General features: G+C 36.5%; 13 protein-coding genes. 7 read left to right on the forward strand and 6 right to left on the reverse strand.

What is annotated here, in order from left to right; genetic code table 11:
* Positions 1-56 precede the first annotated feature (56 nt).
* Positions 57-1,937: a M1 family metallopeptidase gene (locus ACAM30_RS09060; protein WP_369618192.1), complete on the forward strand. Its 1,881-nt coding sequence runs from the start codon at positions 57-59 to the stop codon at positions 1,935-1,937.
* A gap of 195 nt (positions 1,938-2,132) precedes the next feature.
* On the forward strand, positions 2,133-2,480 hold the full coding sequence (locus tag ACAM30_RS09065; protein WP_369618193.1) for a helix-turn-helix domain-containing protein: 348 nt from the start codon (positions 2,133-2,135) through the stop codon (positions 2,478-2,480).
* Between the two features lie 70 nt (positions 2,481-2,550).
* Here ACAM30_RS09065 and ACAM30_RS09070 read toward each other — a convergent pair whose 3' ends face one another.
* Entirely contained in the window at positions 2,551-3,489 is a 939-nt protein-coding gene (locus tag ACAM30_RS09070; protein ID WP_369618194.1) for an L-threonine 3-dehydrogenase, read from the reverse strand.
* Between the two features lie 309 nt (positions 3,490-3,798).
* Between ACAM30_RS09070 and ACAM30_RS09075 the strand changes: the two genes are divergently transcribed.
* Positions 3,799-4,425, forward strand: coding sequence for a hypothetical protein (locus ACAM30_RS09075; RefSeq protein ID WP_369618195.1), 627 nt, complete (start codon positions 3,799-3,801; stop codon positions 4,423-4,425).
* Positions 4,418-7,783 carry a transcription-repair coupling factor gene (gene mfd / locus ACAM30_RS09080; RefSeq protein ID WP_369618196.1) on the forward strand — a complete coding sequence of 1,122 codons (3,366 nt, stop codon included), beginning with the start codon at positions 4,418-4,420 and terminating at the stop codon, positions 7,781-7,783. Before ACAM30_RS09075 ends, mfd begins: the two co-directional genes overlap by 8 nt.
* A 777-nt stretch (positions 7,784-8,560) precedes the next feature.
* Here the strand turns inward: mfd and ACAM30_RS09085 are convergent.
* From ACAM30_RS09085 to ACAM30_RS09095, 3 genes are all read right to left on the reverse strand, one after another.
* Positions 8,561-9,217 carry an aspartate kinase gene (locus tag ACAM30_RS09085; RefSeq protein WP_369618197.1) on the reverse strand — a complete coding sequence of 219 codons (657 nt, stop codon included), beginning with the start codon at positions 9,215-9,217 and terminating at the stop codon, positions 8,561-8,563.
* A gap of 118 nt (positions 9,218-9,335) precedes the next feature.
* Positions 9,336-9,695 carry a YraN family protein gene (locus ACAM30_RS09090; protein WP_369618198.1) on the reverse strand — a complete coding sequence of 120 codons (360 nt, stop codon included), beginning with the start codon at positions 9,693-9,695 and terminating at the stop codon, positions 9,336-9,338.
* 172 nt (positions 9,696-9,867) lie between these two features.
* On the reverse strand, positions 9,868-10,767 hold the full coding sequence (locus ACAM30_RS09095; RefSeq protein ID WP_369618199.1) for an LD-carboxypeptidase: 900 nt from the start codon (positions 10,765-10,767) through the stop codon (positions 9,868-9,870).
* 229 nt (positions 10,768-10,996) lie between these two features.
* Here ACAM30_RS09095 and ACAM30_RS09100 point away from each other — a divergent pair, with 229 nt between their 5' ends.
* Complete coding sequence (locus ACAM30_RS09100) at positions 10,997-12,097, forward strand: endonuclease/exonuclease/phosphatase family protein (RefSeq protein ID WP_369618200.1); 1,101 nt, start codon at positions 10,997-10,999, stop codon at positions 12,095-12,097.
* A gap of 171 nt (positions 12,098-12,268) precedes the next feature.
* On the forward strand, positions 12,269-12,808 hold the full coding sequence (locus ACAM30_RS09105; protein WP_369618201.1) for a 3-hydroxyanthranilate 3,4-dioxygenase: 540 nt from the start codon (positions 12,269-12,271) through the stop codon (positions 12,806-12,808).
* Positions 12,809-13,023: 215 nt separating this feature from the next.
* Here ACAM30_RS09105 and ACAM30_RS09110 read toward each other — a convergent pair whose 3' ends face one another.
* Complete coding sequence (locus tag ACAM30_RS09110) at positions 13,024-13,983, reverse strand: MBL fold metallo-hydrolase (RefSeq protein WP_369618202.1); 960 nt, start codon at positions 13,981-13,983, stop codon at positions 13,024-13,026.
* A 181-nt stretch (positions 13,984-14,164) separates the two neighbouring features.
* On the opposite strand from ACAM30_RS09110, the gene ACAM30_RS09115 reads away from it, so the two are divergent.
* Positions 14,165-15,718 carry an aldehyde dehydrogenase family protein gene (locus ACAM30_RS09115; RefSeq protein WP_369618203.1) on the forward strand — a complete coding sequence of 518 codons (1,554 nt, stop codon included), beginning with the start codon at positions 14,165-14,167 and terminating at the stop codon, positions 15,716-15,718.
* A gap of 80 nt (positions 15,719-15,798) precedes the next feature.
* Here the strand turns inward: ACAM30_RS09115 and ACAM30_RS09120 are convergent, their stop codons facing one another.
* Complete coding sequence (locus ACAM30_RS09120; RefSeq protein WP_369618204.1) at positions 15,799-18,645, reverse strand: T9SS type A sorting domain-containing protein; 2,847 nt, start codon at positions 18,643-18,645, stop codon at positions 15,799-15,801.
* Between the last annotated feature and the right edge of the window lie 378 nt (positions 18,646-19,023).

A 19,023-nucleotide genomic window follows, 5' to 3' on the forward strand; every position in this document is an offset into this window, starting at 1 on the left:
ACAGAATACTAATGTAATGGAAGAGTTCGCGCTCTTCCATTTTGATTGAAATAACCATGCGAAAAATTTTACTACTATCTTTTTTGAGTTTGAGTTTAAACTCAGCATTTGCACAAAGCGCTCCTTATTGGCAACAGCATGTCGATTACAAAATGGAGGTGTCTATGGATGTAAAAAACTATCAGTACAAAGGAAAACAAGAGTTAGTGTACACGAACAACTCTCCTGATACTTTAAAGAAGGTTTATTATCATTTGTTCTTAAATGCGTTTCAGCCGGGAAGTGAAATGGATGCACGTCTGCATTCGATAAAAGATCCGGACGGAAGAATGGTTAATAAAGTAAAAGGCGCAGATGGTAAAGAAACGAAACAAAGCCGAATAGAAACTTTAAAACCAAATGAAATTGGATATTTAAAAGTTTCAGACTTTAAACAAGACGGAGTTGCAGCACAAACAAGAGTTTCAGGAACTATTTTAGAAGTGACTTTGGTGAAACCAATTTTGCCAAATTCTAAAACAACCTTTACTTTAGATTTTGACGGACAAGTTCCGGTTCAGGTTCGTCGTACGGGACGTAATAATTCTGAAGGAGTTGAGTTGTCAATGTCACAATGGTACCCAAAATTAGCCGAATTTGATTTTGAAGGCTGGCACGCAGATCCATACATTGCAAGAGAATTTCATGGTGTGTGGGGGAATTTTGATGTGAAAATTACAATCGATAAAGAGTATACTATCGGAGGTTCAGGATATTTACAAGATAAGAATCAAATCGGACACGGTTATGAAGATGCTGGTGTAACCGTTACTTATCCAAAGAAAACAAAAACATTGACCTGGCATTTTATTGCACCAAATGTTCATGATTTTACCTGGGCAGCAGATAAAGAATACACACATGATATTGTAAAAGGACCTAATGATGTTGACTTGCATTTCTTCTACAAAAACAATCCAAAAACAACTGCAAACTGGAAACAATTAGAGCCTTTAATGGTGAAAGTAATGGATTATTACAACCACAGAGTGGGGGCATATCCGTACAAACAATACTCTTTTATCCAGGGTGGAGATGGTGGAATGGAGTATGCAATGTGTACCCTAATGCTTGGAAACGGAACTCTTGAAGGAATTTTAGGAACAGCAACTCATGAATTAGGACATTCCTGGTTTCAGCATATTTTGGCTTCAAACGAATCTAAACACCCTTGGATGGATGAAGGTTTTACCACTTACATCGAAGACAGTGCTTTGAACGAATTGAAAGGCGATAAAAAAGAAGTGAATCCGTTTAAAGGAAATTATGCTGCTTATTACAGCTTAGTTAATTCAGGAAAAGAGCAGCCGCAAACGACTCATGGAGACCGTTACGATGAAAACAGACCTTATAGTATTTCTTCTTATGTAAAAGGAAGTCTATTCTTATCTCAATTAGAATATGTAATTGGAAAAGAGAATGTAGATGCTACTTTAAAAAGATATTACAATGATTTCAAATTCAAACACCCTACTCCAAATGATATCAAAAGATCAGCAGAGAGAGTTTCAGGAGCAGAATTAGATTGGTATTTAGTGGATTGGACAGGAACTACCAATACAATCGATTATGGTATTAAAGAAGTGGCGGATAACGCAGGAAAAACGAATGTTACTTTAGAAAGAATTGGAAGAATGCCAATGCCAATTGATCTAACAGTAGAGTACACAGACGGAACTTCTGAAAGTTTCTACATTCCGTTACGAATGATGAATTTCATCAAACCAAATCCAAATCCGAATGAAAAAAGAACTGTTTTAGACGACTGGGCCTGGGCACAATCGAACTACAGTTTTACAATAGATAAAAACAAAACTGCCATTAAGAAAATCACGATTGATCCAAGCGGATTAATGGCCGATGTAAAAGCAGCAAATAATGTTTATGAAGTGAAATAATCTTCGTTTTTGAAATATAAAAAAGCCAAAGTTAGTTTTCTGCTAGCTTTGGCTTTTTTGTTTTTACGGTTATAATTTTTATTAAGGCATAAAATATAGGAGAAAATAAATTTAAGAATTTTCTTATAACTTAGATTGGCTAAATAGGAAAAGCAAAACATATTTGTAGTATATTCGCTTCAAAAATAATTAAAAATGACTTTTGGAACGAGATTACAAAAATTAAGAAGTGAAAAAAGAATGTCGCAAAAGGAGATTTCGACCATTTTGAAAGTTTCACAAACGATTTATGGAAAATGGGAAAGCGATATCTTTTATCCAACCTATAAAAACTTAAAGAAAATAGCTGTTTTTTACAATATTACTATAGATGCGTTGGTAGATGTTAAAGACCATAGAAAAGCGGGTAAGATTTTAATTTCGGAGAATCTGACCGCTGATCCGGTATCTTTTATTACCATATTTAAACTCCTAAAAAGAATAGAAAAGACCGTTTTATTAATTGAAAAGCAAACCGCGATCCCGGAGAAAGAAGGAGAATGAAAAAATAAAGAGTCCCGTTAAATTTTAGAAATAAATTTTAAACGGGACTTTTTTATATTGTAAGCAGATGTTATCCCAAATGCTCTAACATGTCTTTTGTCATAGTTTCAAGATCAAAAGTATGTTTCCAGTCCCAGTCTTCTCTTGCCTGAGAATCGTCGATACTAGCCGGCCAGCTGTCCGCAATTTTCTGACGGAAATCAGGGTTATACGTTATTTCGAATTCAGGAATGTGTTTTTTAATTTCTGCGGCAATTTCAGTAGGAGTAAAACTCATTGCAGCTAAATTATATGAAGAATGTATTTTGATCTTCTCTGCCGGTGCCTTCATAATATTAATGGTTGCATCAATGGCATCATCCATATACATCATTGGCATTTTGGTTTCCGAAGATAAAAAGCACTCGTATTTTTTATCAGCAATAGCTTTGTAAAAAATATCAACAGCATAATCTGTAGTTCCGCCACCAGGAGGTGTCGACCAACTGATTAGGCCGGGATAACGGATGCTTCGAACATCAACTCCGTAAATATTATGGTAGTATTCACACCATCTTTCTCCAGCTTGTTTACTAATTCCGTAAACTGTAGAAGGTTCCATTACGGTATATTGAGGTGTATTTTCCTTAGGAGTAGTAGGTCCGAAAACCGCAATACTGGAAGGCCAGAATATCTTCTTTATTTTTTGGGCTTTTGCTAAATTTAAAACGTGAAATAATGAATTCATATTCAGATCCCAGGCAAATGCAGGGTTTTTCTCGGCTGTAGCCGATAAAAGTGCCGCCATCAGATAAACATCAGTAATTTGATGTACTTCAACAAGATGCTCAATTTGGTTGAAATCTAAAGCATTGACTACTTCAAACGGACCGGAATTAACAACGTCAGTATTTAATTTTCTAATATCAGAAGCAATAACATTTTCTGTTCCGTATAGTTTGCGCAGTTTTTGAGTCAGTTCCGTCCCAATTTGACCGCAGGCACCAATGATTAATATTTTTGGATTCATTTTTCGAATAGTTTTTTTGAGAGACAAATATAACGTTTTCGCAAATGTTTTCGCTTTTAAGGAGAACAAATTGTAAATTTAACAATGATAAAGATTCTTTTTTAGATTATTCGCTGTTGAATACTGGATGCAAATTGTAAATTATAAGTATTTTCGATCAGGAATTTTAAATTTGCCTATAAGTCCTACAAAGAAGAATTAGCCAATCTGTTTTGGTCTAATAGCAGCTAAATAATGTAATTTGTACCCAAAATCAGAATTCGTAATTGTAAAATTACTTTGTAACTTTGTAGCTTAATGTTTTACCAAATGAAATATAAGATATCTCTTTTTTTGCTTTTTGTTTTTGTATTGAATTCATGTCAGAATGAAGATGAAAAACGCCGTGCTGAAAACGAAAAGGAAGCCAAAAAAAACGAAGTTATTTTTAATAAAATCAATAAAAGCTGGTCTTTTATAGATGAGCCGATCAACGAAATCTCGGAGCAAAAAGTGAATTCGTGGGGGGAATGGCGTGACTTTCTGAACGAACTTAGAGATAAACCCAGAAAAACAATTGGAGCATTCCAAAAAAAGTCAGCAGCTATTTCAAAGAAAGCAATGGCTTTAAACAATAACATTCCTGCAGAATTTAATATTCCACAGATCAAAAGCCGAATTTCTATTTTGATTACAAAAGTAAGAATGATGGATTTATTCATTCATCTGAACCAAATTCCTTCAGAGAAAGTGACATTTTTAATTGGCGAAATCAATAAAGAATTGGTTTCATTAGAAAGACAAATGGATGTAGTTATTGTAAAAAGTAAAATTCCGAAAGAAGAAGGAGAGGAAGATTTTTTAAGAATGTTAGATACCGCTCGTGCCATTCCAAACGAGACGACAGCTCCGATTCCGGGGAAAAATGTAGATCCAAACACACCAAAAGTTGAGTAAAAACGCCTTATATACCCTGTATGATGATCTGCCAAAAAATCAGCAGATTGCCACACAATTACTGGAACAGAAACAAATAAAAATGCATCTTAACGGATTGTTAGGATCAGCAGTTTCATTTGTTTTGCGTGCTGTTTTCAAAAAATCCGAATTGCCTTTTTTAGTCATTTTAGACAACAAAGAAGAGGCAGCTTATTATCTGAACGATCTCGAACAAATGATCGGAGAACAGGATGTACTGTTTTATCCAGCTTCATTTCGCCGTCCGTATCAAATTGATGAAACAGATAACGCCAATGTTTTGCTTCGTGCTGAGGTTTTAAACCGAATTAATTCCCGTAAAAAACCAGCTGTAATTGTTACCTATCCCGAAGCACTTTTCGAAAAAGTAGTGACACGCAGGGAACTTGATAAAAACACTTTAAAAGTCGCTTTGAACGATAAAATTTCGATCGATTTTATCAATGAAGTCTTGTTTGAATACGAATTTAAAAGAGTCGATTTTATCACTGAACCCGGAGAGTTTTCTGTTCGAGGCGGAATTGTCGATGTGTTCTCATTTTCTAACGATCATCCGTACAGAATAGAGTTTTTTGGTAACGAAGTAGACAGCATCAGAAGTTTTGATGTAGAAACACAATTATCAATAGAAACTCATAAAAAGATCACAATCATCCCAAATGTCGAGAACAAACTTTTTCAGGAAAATAGAGAGAGTTTCTTAGACTATATTGCCGAGAGGACCGTCTTGTTTATTCAAAATACAGAAGGACTTTTCACTCAGTTAGACAAACAATTCGCCAGAGCCGAAGAAGCTTTCGAGAAACTTTCAAAAGAAATAAAACACGCAGAACCTGAAAAGCTATTTTTAAATCAAACCTCGTTTATCAAACGTGCTTTGGATTTTTCAATAGTAGAATTGGCTTCAAAACCTGTTTTTAAAACCACAAAAACATTCGATTTTCATATTCATCCGCAGCCTTCTTTTAATAAACAATTTGATTTGCTGCTGAATAATCTGAGTGACAATCATTTCAACGGATATAAAAATTATCTGTTCTGTTCGAATGAAACTCAGGCGAAACGTTTTCATGATATTTTCGAAACTTTAGACGAAGCTAATTCAGAGAACATTCGAAAACAATATCATACCGTTGTTCTGCCTTTGTATCAGGGATTTATCGACGAAGAAAGCCAGATTACAGCCTATACCGATCACCAGATTTTTGAGCGCTATCATAAATTTAATATCAAAAACGGTTATTCGAAAAAGCAGAATATTACGCTAAAGGAATTAACAGCGCTTTCGGTTGGTGATTACGTAACCCATATCGATCACGGTATTGGGAAATTTGGAGGTTTACAGAAAATTCAGGTCGAAGGAAAAACTCAGGAAGCCATAAAACTGGTTTATGCCGATAATGATATTGTGTATGTGAGCATTCACTCGCTCCATAAGATTTCAAAATACAACGGAAAAGACGGAACTCCTCCTAAAATATATAAACTGGGCTCGAACGCCTGGAAAGTTTTAAAACAAAAAACCAAAGCGAGGGTTAAACATATTGCCTTCAATTTGATTCAGTTGTATGCAAAACGACGATTGGAAAAAGGTTTTCAGTTTGCACCGGACAGTTATTTGCAGAACGAATTAGAAAGTTCGTTCATATACGAAGATACACCGGATCAAACTAAATCGACACAGGAAGTCAAAGCCGACATGGAAAGCGATCGTCCGATGGACCGTTTAGTTTGTGGTGATGTAGGTTTTGGAAAAACAGAGGTGGCCATTCGTGCGGCGTTTAAGGCAGTAGACAATAGCAAACAAGTAGCTGTTTTGGTTCCGACGACCATTTTGGCTTACCAACATTACCGTACATTTTCAGAACGTTTGAAAGATATGCCGGTGACTATTGGTTACATGAACCGATTTAGAACTGCCAAACAGAAAGCACAGACTTTAAAAGATTTAGCAGAAGGAAAACTGGACATTGTGATTGGAACACACCAGTTAGTCAATAAAAATGTAGTTTTTAAAGATCTTGGTTTATTGATTGTCGACGAAGAGCAGAAGTTTGGAGTAAACGTAAAAGATAAACTTAAAACGATTGCTGCGAATGTCGACACGTTAACCTTAACGGCAACGCCAATCCCGAGAACACTTCAGTTCTCGTTAATGGCAGCTAGGGATCTGTCTGTAATTACAACTCCTCCGCCAAACCGATACCCTATCGAAACCAGTGTGGTTGGGTTTAATGAAGAAATAATCCGTGATGCTATTTCGTATGAAATTCAGCGTAACGGTCAGGTTTTCTTCATCAATAACCGAATCGAAAATATAAAAGAAGTTGCCGGAATGATTCAGCGTCTGGTGCCAAATGCCAGAGTAGGAATCGGTCATGGACAAATGGACGGTGCGAAACTCGAAGAATTGATGTTGGGCTTCATGAACGGTGATTTTGACGTTCTGGTGGCCACAACAATTATCGAAAGTGGTCTGGACGTACCAAATGCCAATACGATTTTTATTAACAATGCCAATAATTTTGGACTCTCCGATTTGCATCAAATGCGAGGCAGAGTAGGTCGAAGCAATAAAAAAGCATTTTGTTATTTCATCTGTCCGCCTTATTCTTCTATGACGGATGATGCCAGAAAACGTATTCAGGCTTTAGAGCAGTTTAGCGAATTAGGAAGTGGTTTCAACATTGCGATGAAAGATCTTGAAATTCGTGGAGCAGGAGATTTATTGGGAGGAGAACAAAGTGGTTTCATTAATGAAATTGGATTTGATACCTACCAAAAAATTATGAATGAGGCTATCGAAGAATTGAAGGAGAATGAATTCAAGGACTTATATCCGGAAGAGAACGATATTGAAACTAAGGAATATGTAAAAGATCTCCAAATTGATACTGATTTTGAGTTATTGTTTTCTGATGAATACATCAATAATGTTACCGAACGTTTGAGTTTATACAACGAGTTGGGCAGTGTGAAAAATGAAGAAGAACTGGTGATCTTTCAAAATAAACTAATTGACCGTTTCGGGCCAATGCCTCCGCGTGCCAATGCCTTGATGAATAGTATTCGAATCAAATGGATTGCGACAAGTGTAGGTATTGAGAAATTAGTGATGAAAAAAGGCAAGATGATAGGTTATTTCGTTTCAGACCAGCAATCTGATTATTACCAGTCGAAGCGTTTTCATAAAGTAATCAAATTTGTACAGACCCATAGTAATCTTTGCCAAATGAAAGAGAAACAAACTCCTAACGGTTTAAGACTTTTACTGACTTTTGATAATGTGAAATCAACCAGACGAGCACTGGAGTTAATGGAAATGTTAGGAGAGTAAACACTATTAAAAGATATAATACTCTAAATCCGGCAGGTTTTTGAAACCTGTCGGATTTGTTTTTTAATATGTATAAGGAGGAGTAGAATTAGTATAAAAGTCTGGGCGTTTCCCTCCGGGCCGGGCTGTACGCTAAATCTTTTGCGACAAGAGATTTTAGGAAGTTGCAAAAAATTCCATGTGCCGCAAAAGGATATCGCTGCCATCCCTAACGCATTTTACGTTAGAAAATTCTATTTGTCAGTTTTAAAGGAGATTGCTGGAAGCCGTGTTCAAATATTCACAGATCAGGACAACAGTTCATACATTGAGTAAATTTATTTATTATGTTTCCTCTTTAACATAAGCATTCGAGATGATTAAAAAAGGGCTGAAAGCCTAAAAGCAATAGAATAGTGCAGCGCACTATGCACTAAATTGATGATGAGTAACGCCCTGAAAGGGCACAAGCAGAAATAGATACTAATAAAATAGAATTCCATTTCAAAAAACATATAAAATTATATCATTGCTTTTCTTTGAGATCAGGCTTTCGCCCTTTCAGGGCTTAAATGATCATTCTTATTATTCATAGTGCGTTGCACCATGCTGTTGCTGAAGCTCTTTCAGAGCAATGAATTTTAAGAATCTTGATTTTCCTCAATTACTCGCTCGCTTTTGCAATAGATTCATAGATACCAATTTTAATCATAAAAAAATCCTCTTATCTTTTTAGAAGACAAGAGGATTATATATCGGACGAACCTTTGTAAGGTTCTTTTGAAGTTAATTTTGAATCTAGTTCTTCAAGTCTTTAATTACTTTAAAAGCAACGTCAACCTGATCTTCGCCAACTAAAATGGTAAATTCATTAGAAGTCGAAATTACCTCATTGATGATAATTCCTTCCCATGCCAAACGTTGGAAAATGAAATAGTAAATCCCGGGAACCACAATGTTTTCTTTTGGCAATTTTACGGTTATGGAGGCCAGGTTGTCTAACTTCTGAATAAGCTTCTCTCTCATAAAGTGTTTTTCAACTAAATGATTTACGCTGCTGCTTACCACAATATTGGTTTCGTTTACTCCGCGTGATGAGGTATAAAATATGTCAGATAATGTATTGATATCAGAGATTAAATCCGCCTGCTTGTTCAAAACAGTTTCGGAAGCGGCAAAAGTGTAATCCGTCAATTCAGATCGAACCGTGATTTCGCCTATATTTTTAATTACTTTATTGATTTTATGATTCAGTTTAAAATCCAGTTCTTCTGTTAGTCTTTTTAATGACATTACTACAGCGCCTTGTTTTACTTCTTTACCAAATTCACTTTCCAATTCGGTCATAATGTTCCGTGAAAGAGAAGTAAGGTTGATAATTCCAAGCGATAACGCATTCAATAAAAAGGGTTTTGTTTTAATGTAATTCTCGACGATTGAAGAAACGGTTTTCATAGTTTTTTTCTTTTTTTTTGTAACTTAATTGGTTCAGTGTAGTTAATTTTGTGTTATAAAATCCTGCGAATATAAATAAAAAAACAATTTGTTACAAATATAACAATGTAAAATTATGTTAAAAATGGAAAAAAGCGTCTGTAATATGTTCAATTGCAAATGATTCCCTGTTTTTATGTATCGCGATGATGTCAAAACGGATTTCAATATCCATTTCCCTATCGTTTATATAGGCATTTACGGCCTTTACCAGCAGTTGAATCTTTTTAGGTTTTACAAAATCCTGCGGTAAACCAAAATCCAAAGTCGATCTTGTTTTTACTTCGATGATAGCCAAAATAGATTCTTTTTTGGCGATAATATCAATTTCGGCCTTTTGGAAAGTCCAGTTTCGATCGAGAATTTTATAGCCGTTTTGCTCCAGATATTCCACAGCGAGATCTTCACCTTTTTTTCCAAGTTCATTATGTTCAGCCATTTCTTTAAATTGTGAATTATGAGTTATGATGTTTTTATGCTGTAAAGGGTAATTTGTACGCAAAGACGCGAAGTCACAAAGAATCAGGTAAAACTCTGCGATTTCGCGTCTTTGCGAGAATATGATATGTGGTATTTAAAATTCTTTAGAGAAAAGAAATTCTCAGGGATTATTATTTTTGAAAAGAAACAGTACTTCCGGACGCATTGACATCAATTGTAATGGTACTTCCCATAATTAAAGCCCTGTTGTCCTGAATGTGTCCGGCCGGGAAATTAAAAATTACAGGAATATTGTACTTTTTGGTAACATCGTCTACAATTTCTACCGCATTTTTCCCCCATGGAACTTCGTTATCCTTCATTTTGGTCATACCGCCAACAATGATTCCTTTTAGATTTTCGATGCATCCATTGCGTCTTAAATTCATCATCATACGATCAATATGATAGAGATACTCGTCAAGGTCTTCAATAAACAAAATTTTATCTTTACAGTCAATTGCCGAAGGAGAACCTAACAAACTGTATAAAATAGATAGATTTCCTCCCACTAATTCCCCAGTTGCGTTTCCAAAGCGGTTCATTTTATCCGGTCCAATGGCATAAGAAATAGGTTCACCAAATAAGGCAGATTTCATCGAACTTACCGCCGCAGGAGTAGCTCTTGGAACTGTTACCGGCATGATCCCGTGAATGGACTTATAGCCCATCGTGTTCAAATGATTGTGCAGAACGGTAACATCGCTAAAACCAACAATCCATTTAGGGTGTTGTTTGAATTTGGTAAAATCAAGTAAATCGATCATCCTTACTGTTCCATAGCCACCACGAACACACCAGATTGCTTTGATGTTTGGATTGTCTAATTGTTTTTGAAAATCAGCAGCACGCTGTTCATCTGTACCGGCCAGTTGATTAAAATCTAAACCAATAGTACTTCCAACTACGGCTTCAAGCCCCCAGCTGTGCAATAAATCGATAGTTGGTTTTAGATTATCATCTATATTTTTTCTTGCTGTTGCTAAAATGGCAACTGTATCTCCTTTTTGTAAATAAGGTGGTGTTATCATGTTTTGTTGTGATTGACAGTGGATGGATTGTAAAGCAAAAATAAGAAATACGAGTTTATAAATAGAAAAGTAGTTTCTGTGGTATTGACGGGTGCTCGCTTTCATGTTTTTCTGCTGGTTCATTCGTAAAGATAAAACAAATATAAATATTTTAAAAAATAAAATTATTAGAAAATTCTTACAAATTGTTTTAATTTGTTTAAATTGAACTTTTTAAAGAGTTAAGTTTATGAGAGGAATATCTTTTCGATTCTGTAGTATTGCCTTTTTGTGTTTTACAATTCTACAGGCACAGCCCAAAAAATATGCTATTCATACTATTGCATTTTATAATTTTGAGAACCTCTTCGATATTAATGATGATGTCAATACTAACGATGATGAATGGACACCCAATGGAACTCAGCACTGGACGATGGAAAAGTACGAACAGAAATTAAAAAACCTGTCCAGAGTCCTATCTGAAGTTGGAAGACCTGAAAATGCAAATGCTCCAGTGTTAATAGGTGGTGCTGAGATTGAAAATCGTGTGGTTCTCGAAGATCTGGTGAAACAACCAAATTTACTCCCTTTTGACTATGGAATTATTCATTTTGATTCACCCGATAAACGCGGAATAGATGTTGCCTTGTTGTATCAGAGAAAATATTTCAGACCCACGACATACTCTAATGTTCCGCTGCAGATTTATCAAAAAAAGAGTTCTGATAAAGAAGTGGAAGTCGAACAGCAAGAAGATGATGTCGAAATTAAAACCGACAGTAAGAACCGTGTTTTTACCAGAGATCAGCTTTTGATTTCAGGATTTTTAGAGGGAGAGGAAATCCATATTATTGTCAATCACTGGCCGTCCAGATCAGGAGGGGAGAAAGCGAGCAGTATATTTCGGGAAGCTGCAGGAAGTTTAAACAGAAGAATTATCGATTCACTACAGCAAATAAATCCCAATGCTAAAGTGATTACGATGGGCGATTTGAATGATGGGCCTTATAATAAAAGTATAAAAACAGTTTTGGGTGCAAAGACAAAGAAGTCAGAAGTGGAAGATTTAGGTCTTTTTAATCCCTTTGCAGCAATGCTCGATAAAGGTTTGGGCACAATTGCATTTAGAGATTCCTGGGATATTTTCGATCAGATCATAATTACAAAATCACTCATACAATCTGATTTTTCAACTTTTAACTTTTGGAAAGCTGGAATTTTCAATAAAACTTTTCTGGTTCAGAGCTCAGGATCGTATAAAGGTTATCCATTGCGGCATAGTTTGACAGAAGTTGGATTTAGTGATCATTTTCCGGTTTATATTTATTTGATTCGAGAGGTGAGATGAGTTTTCAGTGGCAGTTTCCAGTCTCAGTTTTCAGTCTCAGTTTTCAGTCTCAATTGATCACTGTGTAGTGAGACTGAGACTGCGTACCGAAATGAGTCTCAATTGCTCACTGCGACTGCGAACTGAAAACTTTTTCTTAAATTAGCTACTTAAAAATATACCTTTAAAGAAATGGCAATAGCAAAACCTTTCAATCTGGCAACGTGGATCGATGAGAACCGTCATTTACTGAAACCACCCGTTGGGAATAAAAATCTTTATGTTGACTCCGGTGATTATATCGTTATGATTGTTGCAGGTCCGAATGCCCGAAAAGATTATCATTATAACGAAACCGAAGAGCTTTTTTATCAGCTGGAAGGCAGTATAAAAGTTATTATTCAGGAAGATGGAGAACGAAAGGAAATGGATTTACATGCAGGTGATATGTATCTTCATCCGGCTAAAGTTCCTCATTCACCCGTTCGTTCCGAAGGTTCAATCGGATTGGTAATCGAACGTAAGCGTGCAGGAAAAGGATATACAGACGGACTGCTTTGGCATTGTGATCATTGCAATCATAAATTGTATGAAGTGTTTTTTGAATTGCACAATATCGAAAAAGACTTTCTGCCGCATTTCGAACATTTCTATAATTCATTAGAACTTAGAACCTGCAATAACTGTGGAACTGTAATGGAATCGGATCCCAGATTTGTGGCAAAGAAATGAACGTATACTTATTCAACCCGACAGGTTTTAAAAACCTGTCGGGTTTAAATAAATGTTACAAAAAACTTCCTTTGTTTAGGATAATAAGCTTTAGTCCCGGATATGTGTATTTAAATGAAGTGAAACGACTCTTTACATGGCTACAGAACCTATGTTTCTATGTGTTAAAAGAAAATCCGGTTTCAAAAACCTGTCGGGTTGAATAAGTTTAAATACTACAATTCAAATCTTTTTCCTTGTTCAGGATAGATAATCTTAACCTTTAGATCGTTTTGTTTTTGCAGCTGTTCTTTAAGTTTCACAATATTCTTAACAGGTGGTTTCAGGTGCGTCACAATAATAGGAAAACCATTCAAAGTACCTTTTCCGGCTAATTCTTCCAAAACATGAAGCTCTTTTATGAGGTAATTTGGAGTCAAATGTCCAAATAAAAACTGATCCGGCTGTTCATTTGGAAAGGAAACCTCAATAAAAATACCTTTTAATTGTTTGCTTTTGATGAGAGGTGCAACTGCCGTCCAAAGAGATTTTAATTTATCGCTTTTCTCTACTGCATCAGGGCCGGTATCGCCCAAATAGAGTATATACGATTCTCCATTTTTAATTAAGAAGGCAGTGCTTTCAAACGGATTCACATGACTTAACGGAAATGCTTTTGCCGTCATCGTTGTATTGGTAACCGGAATTTCTTCTCCGATATTTAAAGTCTGGAAATGATACTTTTTTAATGGAGCTCCGGGACCTTTATCTCCAAAGTTAGCCCAGGTCTGATCGTTGAAATAATGATTCTCCATCATTTCCATACATTTCTCAGTAGCATAAACTGTCTTGGAAGAATCCGCCGGAGAGTTTATTATCAAACCCGAAACATGATCTAAATGTGCATGAGAAATAAAATAACCTTTAATATATTTTCGCAATACTTCGCTGGTAGAAACTTTAAAAGTTTTGTTTTCAATTGCTTTTTCAATTCCGGCATTCACAGTTCCGGCATCTAAGCAGATAAAATCATTGGTATGTGTTGGGGCAACTAAATAGGCTGAAAGATTCTTTTCGTCTATTCCTCCTTTTATACCTAACGGCACTACCTGAAAGGAAGATTTTGGTTCTTTTTGAGAAAAGACAGGAATTGAAATTAAAAGAAAACAGATTAAAAACCGGTTGAAAATAGACATATTGCAGTAATTTTAGTGCCACAAATTTCATCAATTCAAACGAATAAATCATGACAGAAAGCTGTAATTCATTTTAATTAAAGCTAAATTTACCTGATTTTAACAAATTAGTTTGGTCTATTTTCGGTCCGAAATAATATCTTTACATAAAAATATAACAATTTTAACAAAAAAAGTTACAATGACAACAATAGCATCACAGTTTGGAATGAATGAGGCTCTGGAAAAATTGGGCATCAAATCGATAAACGAAGGGACATCAACAGGGCTGGAGAATTTTTCTTCAGGAGAAGTTTTAGACAGTTTTTCACCGGTTGATGGAAAATTAATAGCATCAGTAAAAATGTCAACGCCTCAGGATTATGAAAAAGTAATGCAGGCAGCTACAGAGGCTTTTAAAAGTTTTCGTTTAATTCCTGCACCACAACGTGGAGAGATTGTGCGTCAGTTTGGACAAAAGCTTCGTGAGAATAAAGAAGCGCTTGGTAAGTTGGTTTCTTATGAAATGGGTAAATCATTGCAGGAAGGTTACGGTGAAGTACAGGAAATGATTGACATTTGTGATTTTGCCGTTGGTTTATCACGTCAGCTTCACGGATTAACAATGCATTCAGAAAGACCGGGACATCGTATGTACGAGCAATACCATTCATTAGGAGTTGTCGGAATCATTTCTGCATTTAACTTTCCGGTAGCGGTTTGGTCATGGAACACAGCTTTGGCTTGGATTTCGGGAGATGTTTGCGTTTGGAAACCTTCTGAAAAAACACCTCTTTGCGGAATTGCCTGTCAGAACATTATCGCTCAGGTGATCAAAGAAAACAATTTACCGGAAGGAATCTCTTGTTTGATAAACGGAGATTACAAAATAGGAGAATTAATGACTGCGGATACCAGAGTACCGTTAGTTTCGGCTACAGGTTCAACCCGAATGGGGAAAATTGTAGCGCAGGCTGTAGCAGGACGTTTAGGAAAGTCATTGTTAGAATTAGGAGGAAATAATGCGATCATCGTTACTCCGGATGCCGATATTAAAATGACCGTTATTGGTGCTGTTTTCGGAGCCGTAGGTACAGCCGGACAACGTTGCACATCAACTCGCCGATTAATCATTCACGAAAGTATTTACGATAAAGTAAAAGAGGCTTTGGTTGCGGCTTATAAACAACTAAGAATTGGTAACCCATTAGACGAAAACAATCACGTTGGACCGCTTATTGATACACATGCAGTAGAAATGTATGCGCTTGCTTTGAACAAAGTGGTTGCCGAAGGAGGAAATATATTAGTAGAAGGAGGAGTTCTTTCCGGAGAAGGTTACGAAAGCGGCTGTTATGTAAAACCTGCAATTGCAGAGGCTCAGAATTCATTTGAAATTGTACAGCACGAGACATTTGCTCCTGTTCTGTACTTAATTAAATATTCAGGTGATGTTGATAACGCGATCGAACTTCAAAACGGAGTTGCTCAGGGATTATCATCGGCTATTATGACCAATAATTTGCGTGAAGCCGAAAGATTTTTATCAGTAGTGGGTTCTGATTGCGGAATTGCGAATGTAAATATCGGAACTTCAGGTGCTGAAATTGGAGGTGCTTTTGGTGGAGAAAAAGAAACCGGAGGAGGTCGTGAGTCAGGATCTGATGCCTGGAAAATTTACATGCGCCGTCAGACCAATACAATCAATTATACAACAAGTCTGCCTTTGGCACAAGGAATTAAATTTGATTTGTAGCAGCTGTTTAATAAAGTTATAAAGTATAAAAGGCTTCCAAATTTGGAAGCCTTTTTTAAGTTATGGAGCATTGCAGTACTTTATTTTTTTAGAACAGTTTGACTAAACGAGCCTTCATTCGTATAAACTTTTACTAAATAGGTACCCGAAATTAAATTACTTACATCAATGCTTTCCACATTTTTGCCAACGCTTTTTACTAAAGTTCCTGACATATTGTATACCTGAACTTTTTCTATAGTTTGGGCTGATTCGGAGAAGTATAAAACATTAGAAACAGGATTCGGATATAAAATCACTTTTGAAGTTTTTGATTCTGCAGCAATTTCAGCTGTTTGAGCTTTTCGTAACGTGCTTCCATTATTGTATTCTGTACTGATGTAGAATAAATTAGCAACAGATCCTTTTGTGATCGTATTTGAACCTGCGGGAATGGAAGCCGTTACAATTCCGGCCGATGCAGTATACGAAACATTATTAACTTTGATCGTTCCTGTAAAGTTAGAGTCGAAAACCAATGTCAGAGTAGAAGGACTCGTAGTAGTATAGGTAATGGAAGTACTAGATTCAATTTTTAGACGTGCGGTGAGAGTTAATCCCGCATAGGTCACAGATCCGTTAGTTGAATTCATATTTCCAGTAATGGTGTAAAATGAACTCGTTTTTCCGGATGTTGTAAAATTATGAATCTCGTCTCCGGCAGGTGTTCCGGTAGTAATGGTAATAGTTCCTGAACCCGTTGCAGGTGTTCCGGTTCCGGTAGTTGCGATAGAGTAAGAAACATTGGCGGTTGGAGTTCCTGTAATCGTGATCGTTTTGGCACTGGTATTTTTTACAAAACTAATTCCTGAAGCTGGCAATCCTGTAACTGTAGCATCTGTTGCATTTCCTCCCCAGGTGAAAACAATCGTTGCAATTGCGTTTCCACTGGCAACCGTTTGACTGTTATTGTTTGTGGATGTAAGTGTTTGCGATCCCGCTGCTGTTACCGTAATGGTTCCTGAGCCCGTTGCCGGAGTTCCCGTTCCGGTAGTTGCGATAGAGTAAGAAACTGTTGCGGTAGGTGTTCCGGTAATGGTGATCGTTTTGGCACTGGTATTTTTTACAAAACTAATTCCTGAAGCTGGCAATCCTGTAACTGTAGCATCTGTTGCATTTCCTCCCCAAGTGAAAACAATTGTTCCAATAGCAGTACCGCTTGTCACAGTTTGATTGTTATTGGCAGTTGAAGTTAGGGTTTGAGAACTTGCAGGCGGATTGCCTTCACCCTGTACAGCAACCAAAGTTCCTGTATAATTGGTAAGTGCCGATTTAAGTGCTGTGATTACTAATGACGACGTATCATCAATACTATTATCAAACGTCCATTTTAAGTCACCTCCGGAAACACGTCCGGCATATTGAGTTACCTTTGTTTTAGCGGTTGCCGGTTGTTCGATTGTTAAATTTTTTACGTACAGAGCAGCATCGGTATCAAAATTATTATAGGTATTGGCTCCGGATTTAGATTTAACAGAACTGCTTACTGTTTCGCCCCTTGTCGTAGCAACATAGGCATCGAAATCGGTTGTAGAGCTAATTTTTCCTGAAATATTGTATACTGGATTAGGATCATTGTAGGCTACAAAACGCATGCTGTTTGTTCCGTTTGAAGCATCAAAGGTATTGTTGAAGGCTTTAATTGATCCTCCCGCTTCACCTGAGAATGTCCCCATAGTTCCGGCATTATTTACCTGATTGGTTTCGTCCCAGATATCCGTTCCCTGTAAAGAAGTTAACATCGGATGTTTACTGTTGCGGAAATAATTTCCTTCTACGAATAAAGAAGATCCTAATGTAGAACCCGAACCGTATTTGGCAACACCATCAAAATAGTTGTTGTAAATGTGGGCAGAATAATAACGAACACGAGGATGACGAGAGTCTGAGTGATCGAACCAGTTGTGATGATACGTAATGTAAAGCCCTGTCGTAGTACCTTCGCTTAGACCCAAAAGACTTGCTTTTCCATTGTCCCAAAAGTGATTGTAAGACAGGGTAATGTAAGTTGAGGTCTTATTGTCTAAAGCTCCGTCTCCTTTTATTTGATCAGCATCGCTTCCTGCGTTTCCATAGAATAAATCACAGTTGTGTACCCAAACGTGGTCATTGTCTTGCTGCATGCCCACATTATCACCCGCGGTACTGTTACAGTTCATAAAACCAAGATTACTTACCTCTATGTTCGATGCCGATTTCAAACGCACACCCCAGCCATTGGCAACAGCATCATTTCCTATTCCTTCAATCGTTAGGTAACTGGCCGCATTGTTAGCATTTTCAATAACAACATCTCCGCCTTCCATCACAGATAGGTCAGTAATATTTCCAATTAAACGAATGATAAACGGACGTGTATCTTTTCCTTTTTTGATGGCGTACAATATGTTTTGTAAACCAACGCATGGGTTTGCACTAGCTCCCGTAATATTCATCGAAATAGTGTTTTTGGTATTTTGTGTGATGTATAAAATAACGGCGTTGTCTTTCGGAGTTCCGTCAGCTTTGTAACCTCCCGGAACTCGTCCGCCTTCAAAAGCAAATCCATTACGGTCTTGGGCAGCAACGGTTAACGAACCTGTTGTTGAACCAGTACCTTCTGCACCCGAAATGACCGGTTTGATTTTAACCATATAAGATCCCGCTTTTAGACCCGGTATGTCTGCGCGAAAATAGCTTCCGTAACTTCGGATCAATTGATCGTCAATTTTTTGATCGGTGATTCCGTTGCCGGAGTAATACACATTGTAGGTTTGTGCATTGCTCACAGGTTGCCATTTAACAAAAGCCGATTCGAGCCAGCCCGAGGATTCGGTAATTTGAACTTGTTGTGCCCAAAGGGGTATTGTAAGCAGTAAAAGCAGGAGAATGAGTAGGTTTTTTTTCATAATTGTGGTTTTTTGGTTAATAAAGTTTCTTGTGATTTTTTGGGTATTGCTTCAATAAACAAATTTGTAATCGATTACACAAAAATATGGTATTTTTCGATATGTGTAAAATATTTGTTATAAAAAAGTAAAAACAATAAAAAATTATGCTTTTGAATATTGATAATGTAATAAATTGCATTAATTGTAATTTATTGCATAAATGAGATGGGTTTTGTGAAGTAGCATTTTTATTGCATTTGTGAGCGTTACTGAGAGGAAAAAATAAAGGCAATAAAACGAAAATACAGATTTATAACATTTTGAGTAATTTATGTTATAGAGATAAAAAGGCTCCATTTTTTGATTTAAAAGCCACCTTTTCTACAGCTGCTGATA

Origin of the sequence: Flavobacterium sp. CFS9 (assembly GCF_041154745.1) — a bacterium.
In the GTDB taxonomy this organism is placed as follows: Bacteria; Bacteroidota; Bacteroidia; order Flavobacteriales; family Flavobacteriaceae; genus Flavobacterium.

Excerpts from the sequence above, each read along its gene's own strand:
- ACAM30_RS09060 (WP_369618192.1), top strand. The coding sequence starts at position 57 with ATGCGAAAAATTTTACTACTATCTTTTTTGAGTTTGAGTTTAAACTCA.
- ACAM30_RS09065 (WP_369618193.1), top strand. The coding sequence starts at position 2,133 with ATGACTTTTGGAACGAGATTACAAAAATTAAGAAGTGAAAAAAGAATG.
- ACAM30_RS09070 (WP_369618194.1), bottom strand. The coding sequence starts at position 3,489 with ATGAATCCAAAAATATTAATCATTGGTGCCTGCGGTCAAATTGGGACG.
- ACAM30_RS09075 (WP_369618195.1), top strand. The coding sequence starts at position 3,799 with ATGAAATATAAGATATCTCTTTTTTTGCTTTTTGTTTTTGTATTGAAT.
- ACAM30_RS09085 (WP_369618197.1), bottom strand. The coding sequence starts at position 9,217 with ATGAAAACCGTTTCTTCAATCGTCGAGAATTACATTAAAACAAAACCC.
- ACAM30_RS09090 (WP_369618198.1), bottom strand. The coding sequence starts at position 9,695 with ATGGCTGAACATAATGAACTTGGAAAAAAAGGTGAAGATCTCGCTGTG.
- ACAM30_RS09095 (WP_369618199.1), bottom strand. The coding sequence starts at position 10,767 with ATGATAACACCACCTTATTTACAAAAAGGAGATACAGTTGCCATTTTA.
- ACAM30_RS09100 (WP_369618200.1), top strand. The coding sequence starts at position 10,997 with ATGAGAGGAATATCTTTTCGATTCTGTAGTATTGCCTTTTTGTGTTTT.
- ACAM30_RS09105 (WP_369618201.1), top strand. The coding sequence starts at position 12,269 with ATGGCAATAGCAAAACCTTTCAATCTGGCAACGTGGATCGATGAGAAC.
- ACAM30_RS09110 (WP_369618202.1), bottom strand. The coding sequence starts at position 13,983 with ATGTCTATTTTCAACCGGTTTTTAATCTGTTTTCTTTTAATTTCAATT.
- ACAM30_RS09115 (WP_369618203.1), top strand. The coding sequence starts at position 14,165 with ATGACAACAATAGCATCACAGTTTGGAATGAATGAGGCTCTGGAAAAA.
- ACAM30_RS09120 (WP_369618204.1), bottom strand. The coding sequence starts at position 18,645 with ATGAAAAAAAACCTACTCATTCTCCTGCTTTTACTGCTTACAATACCC.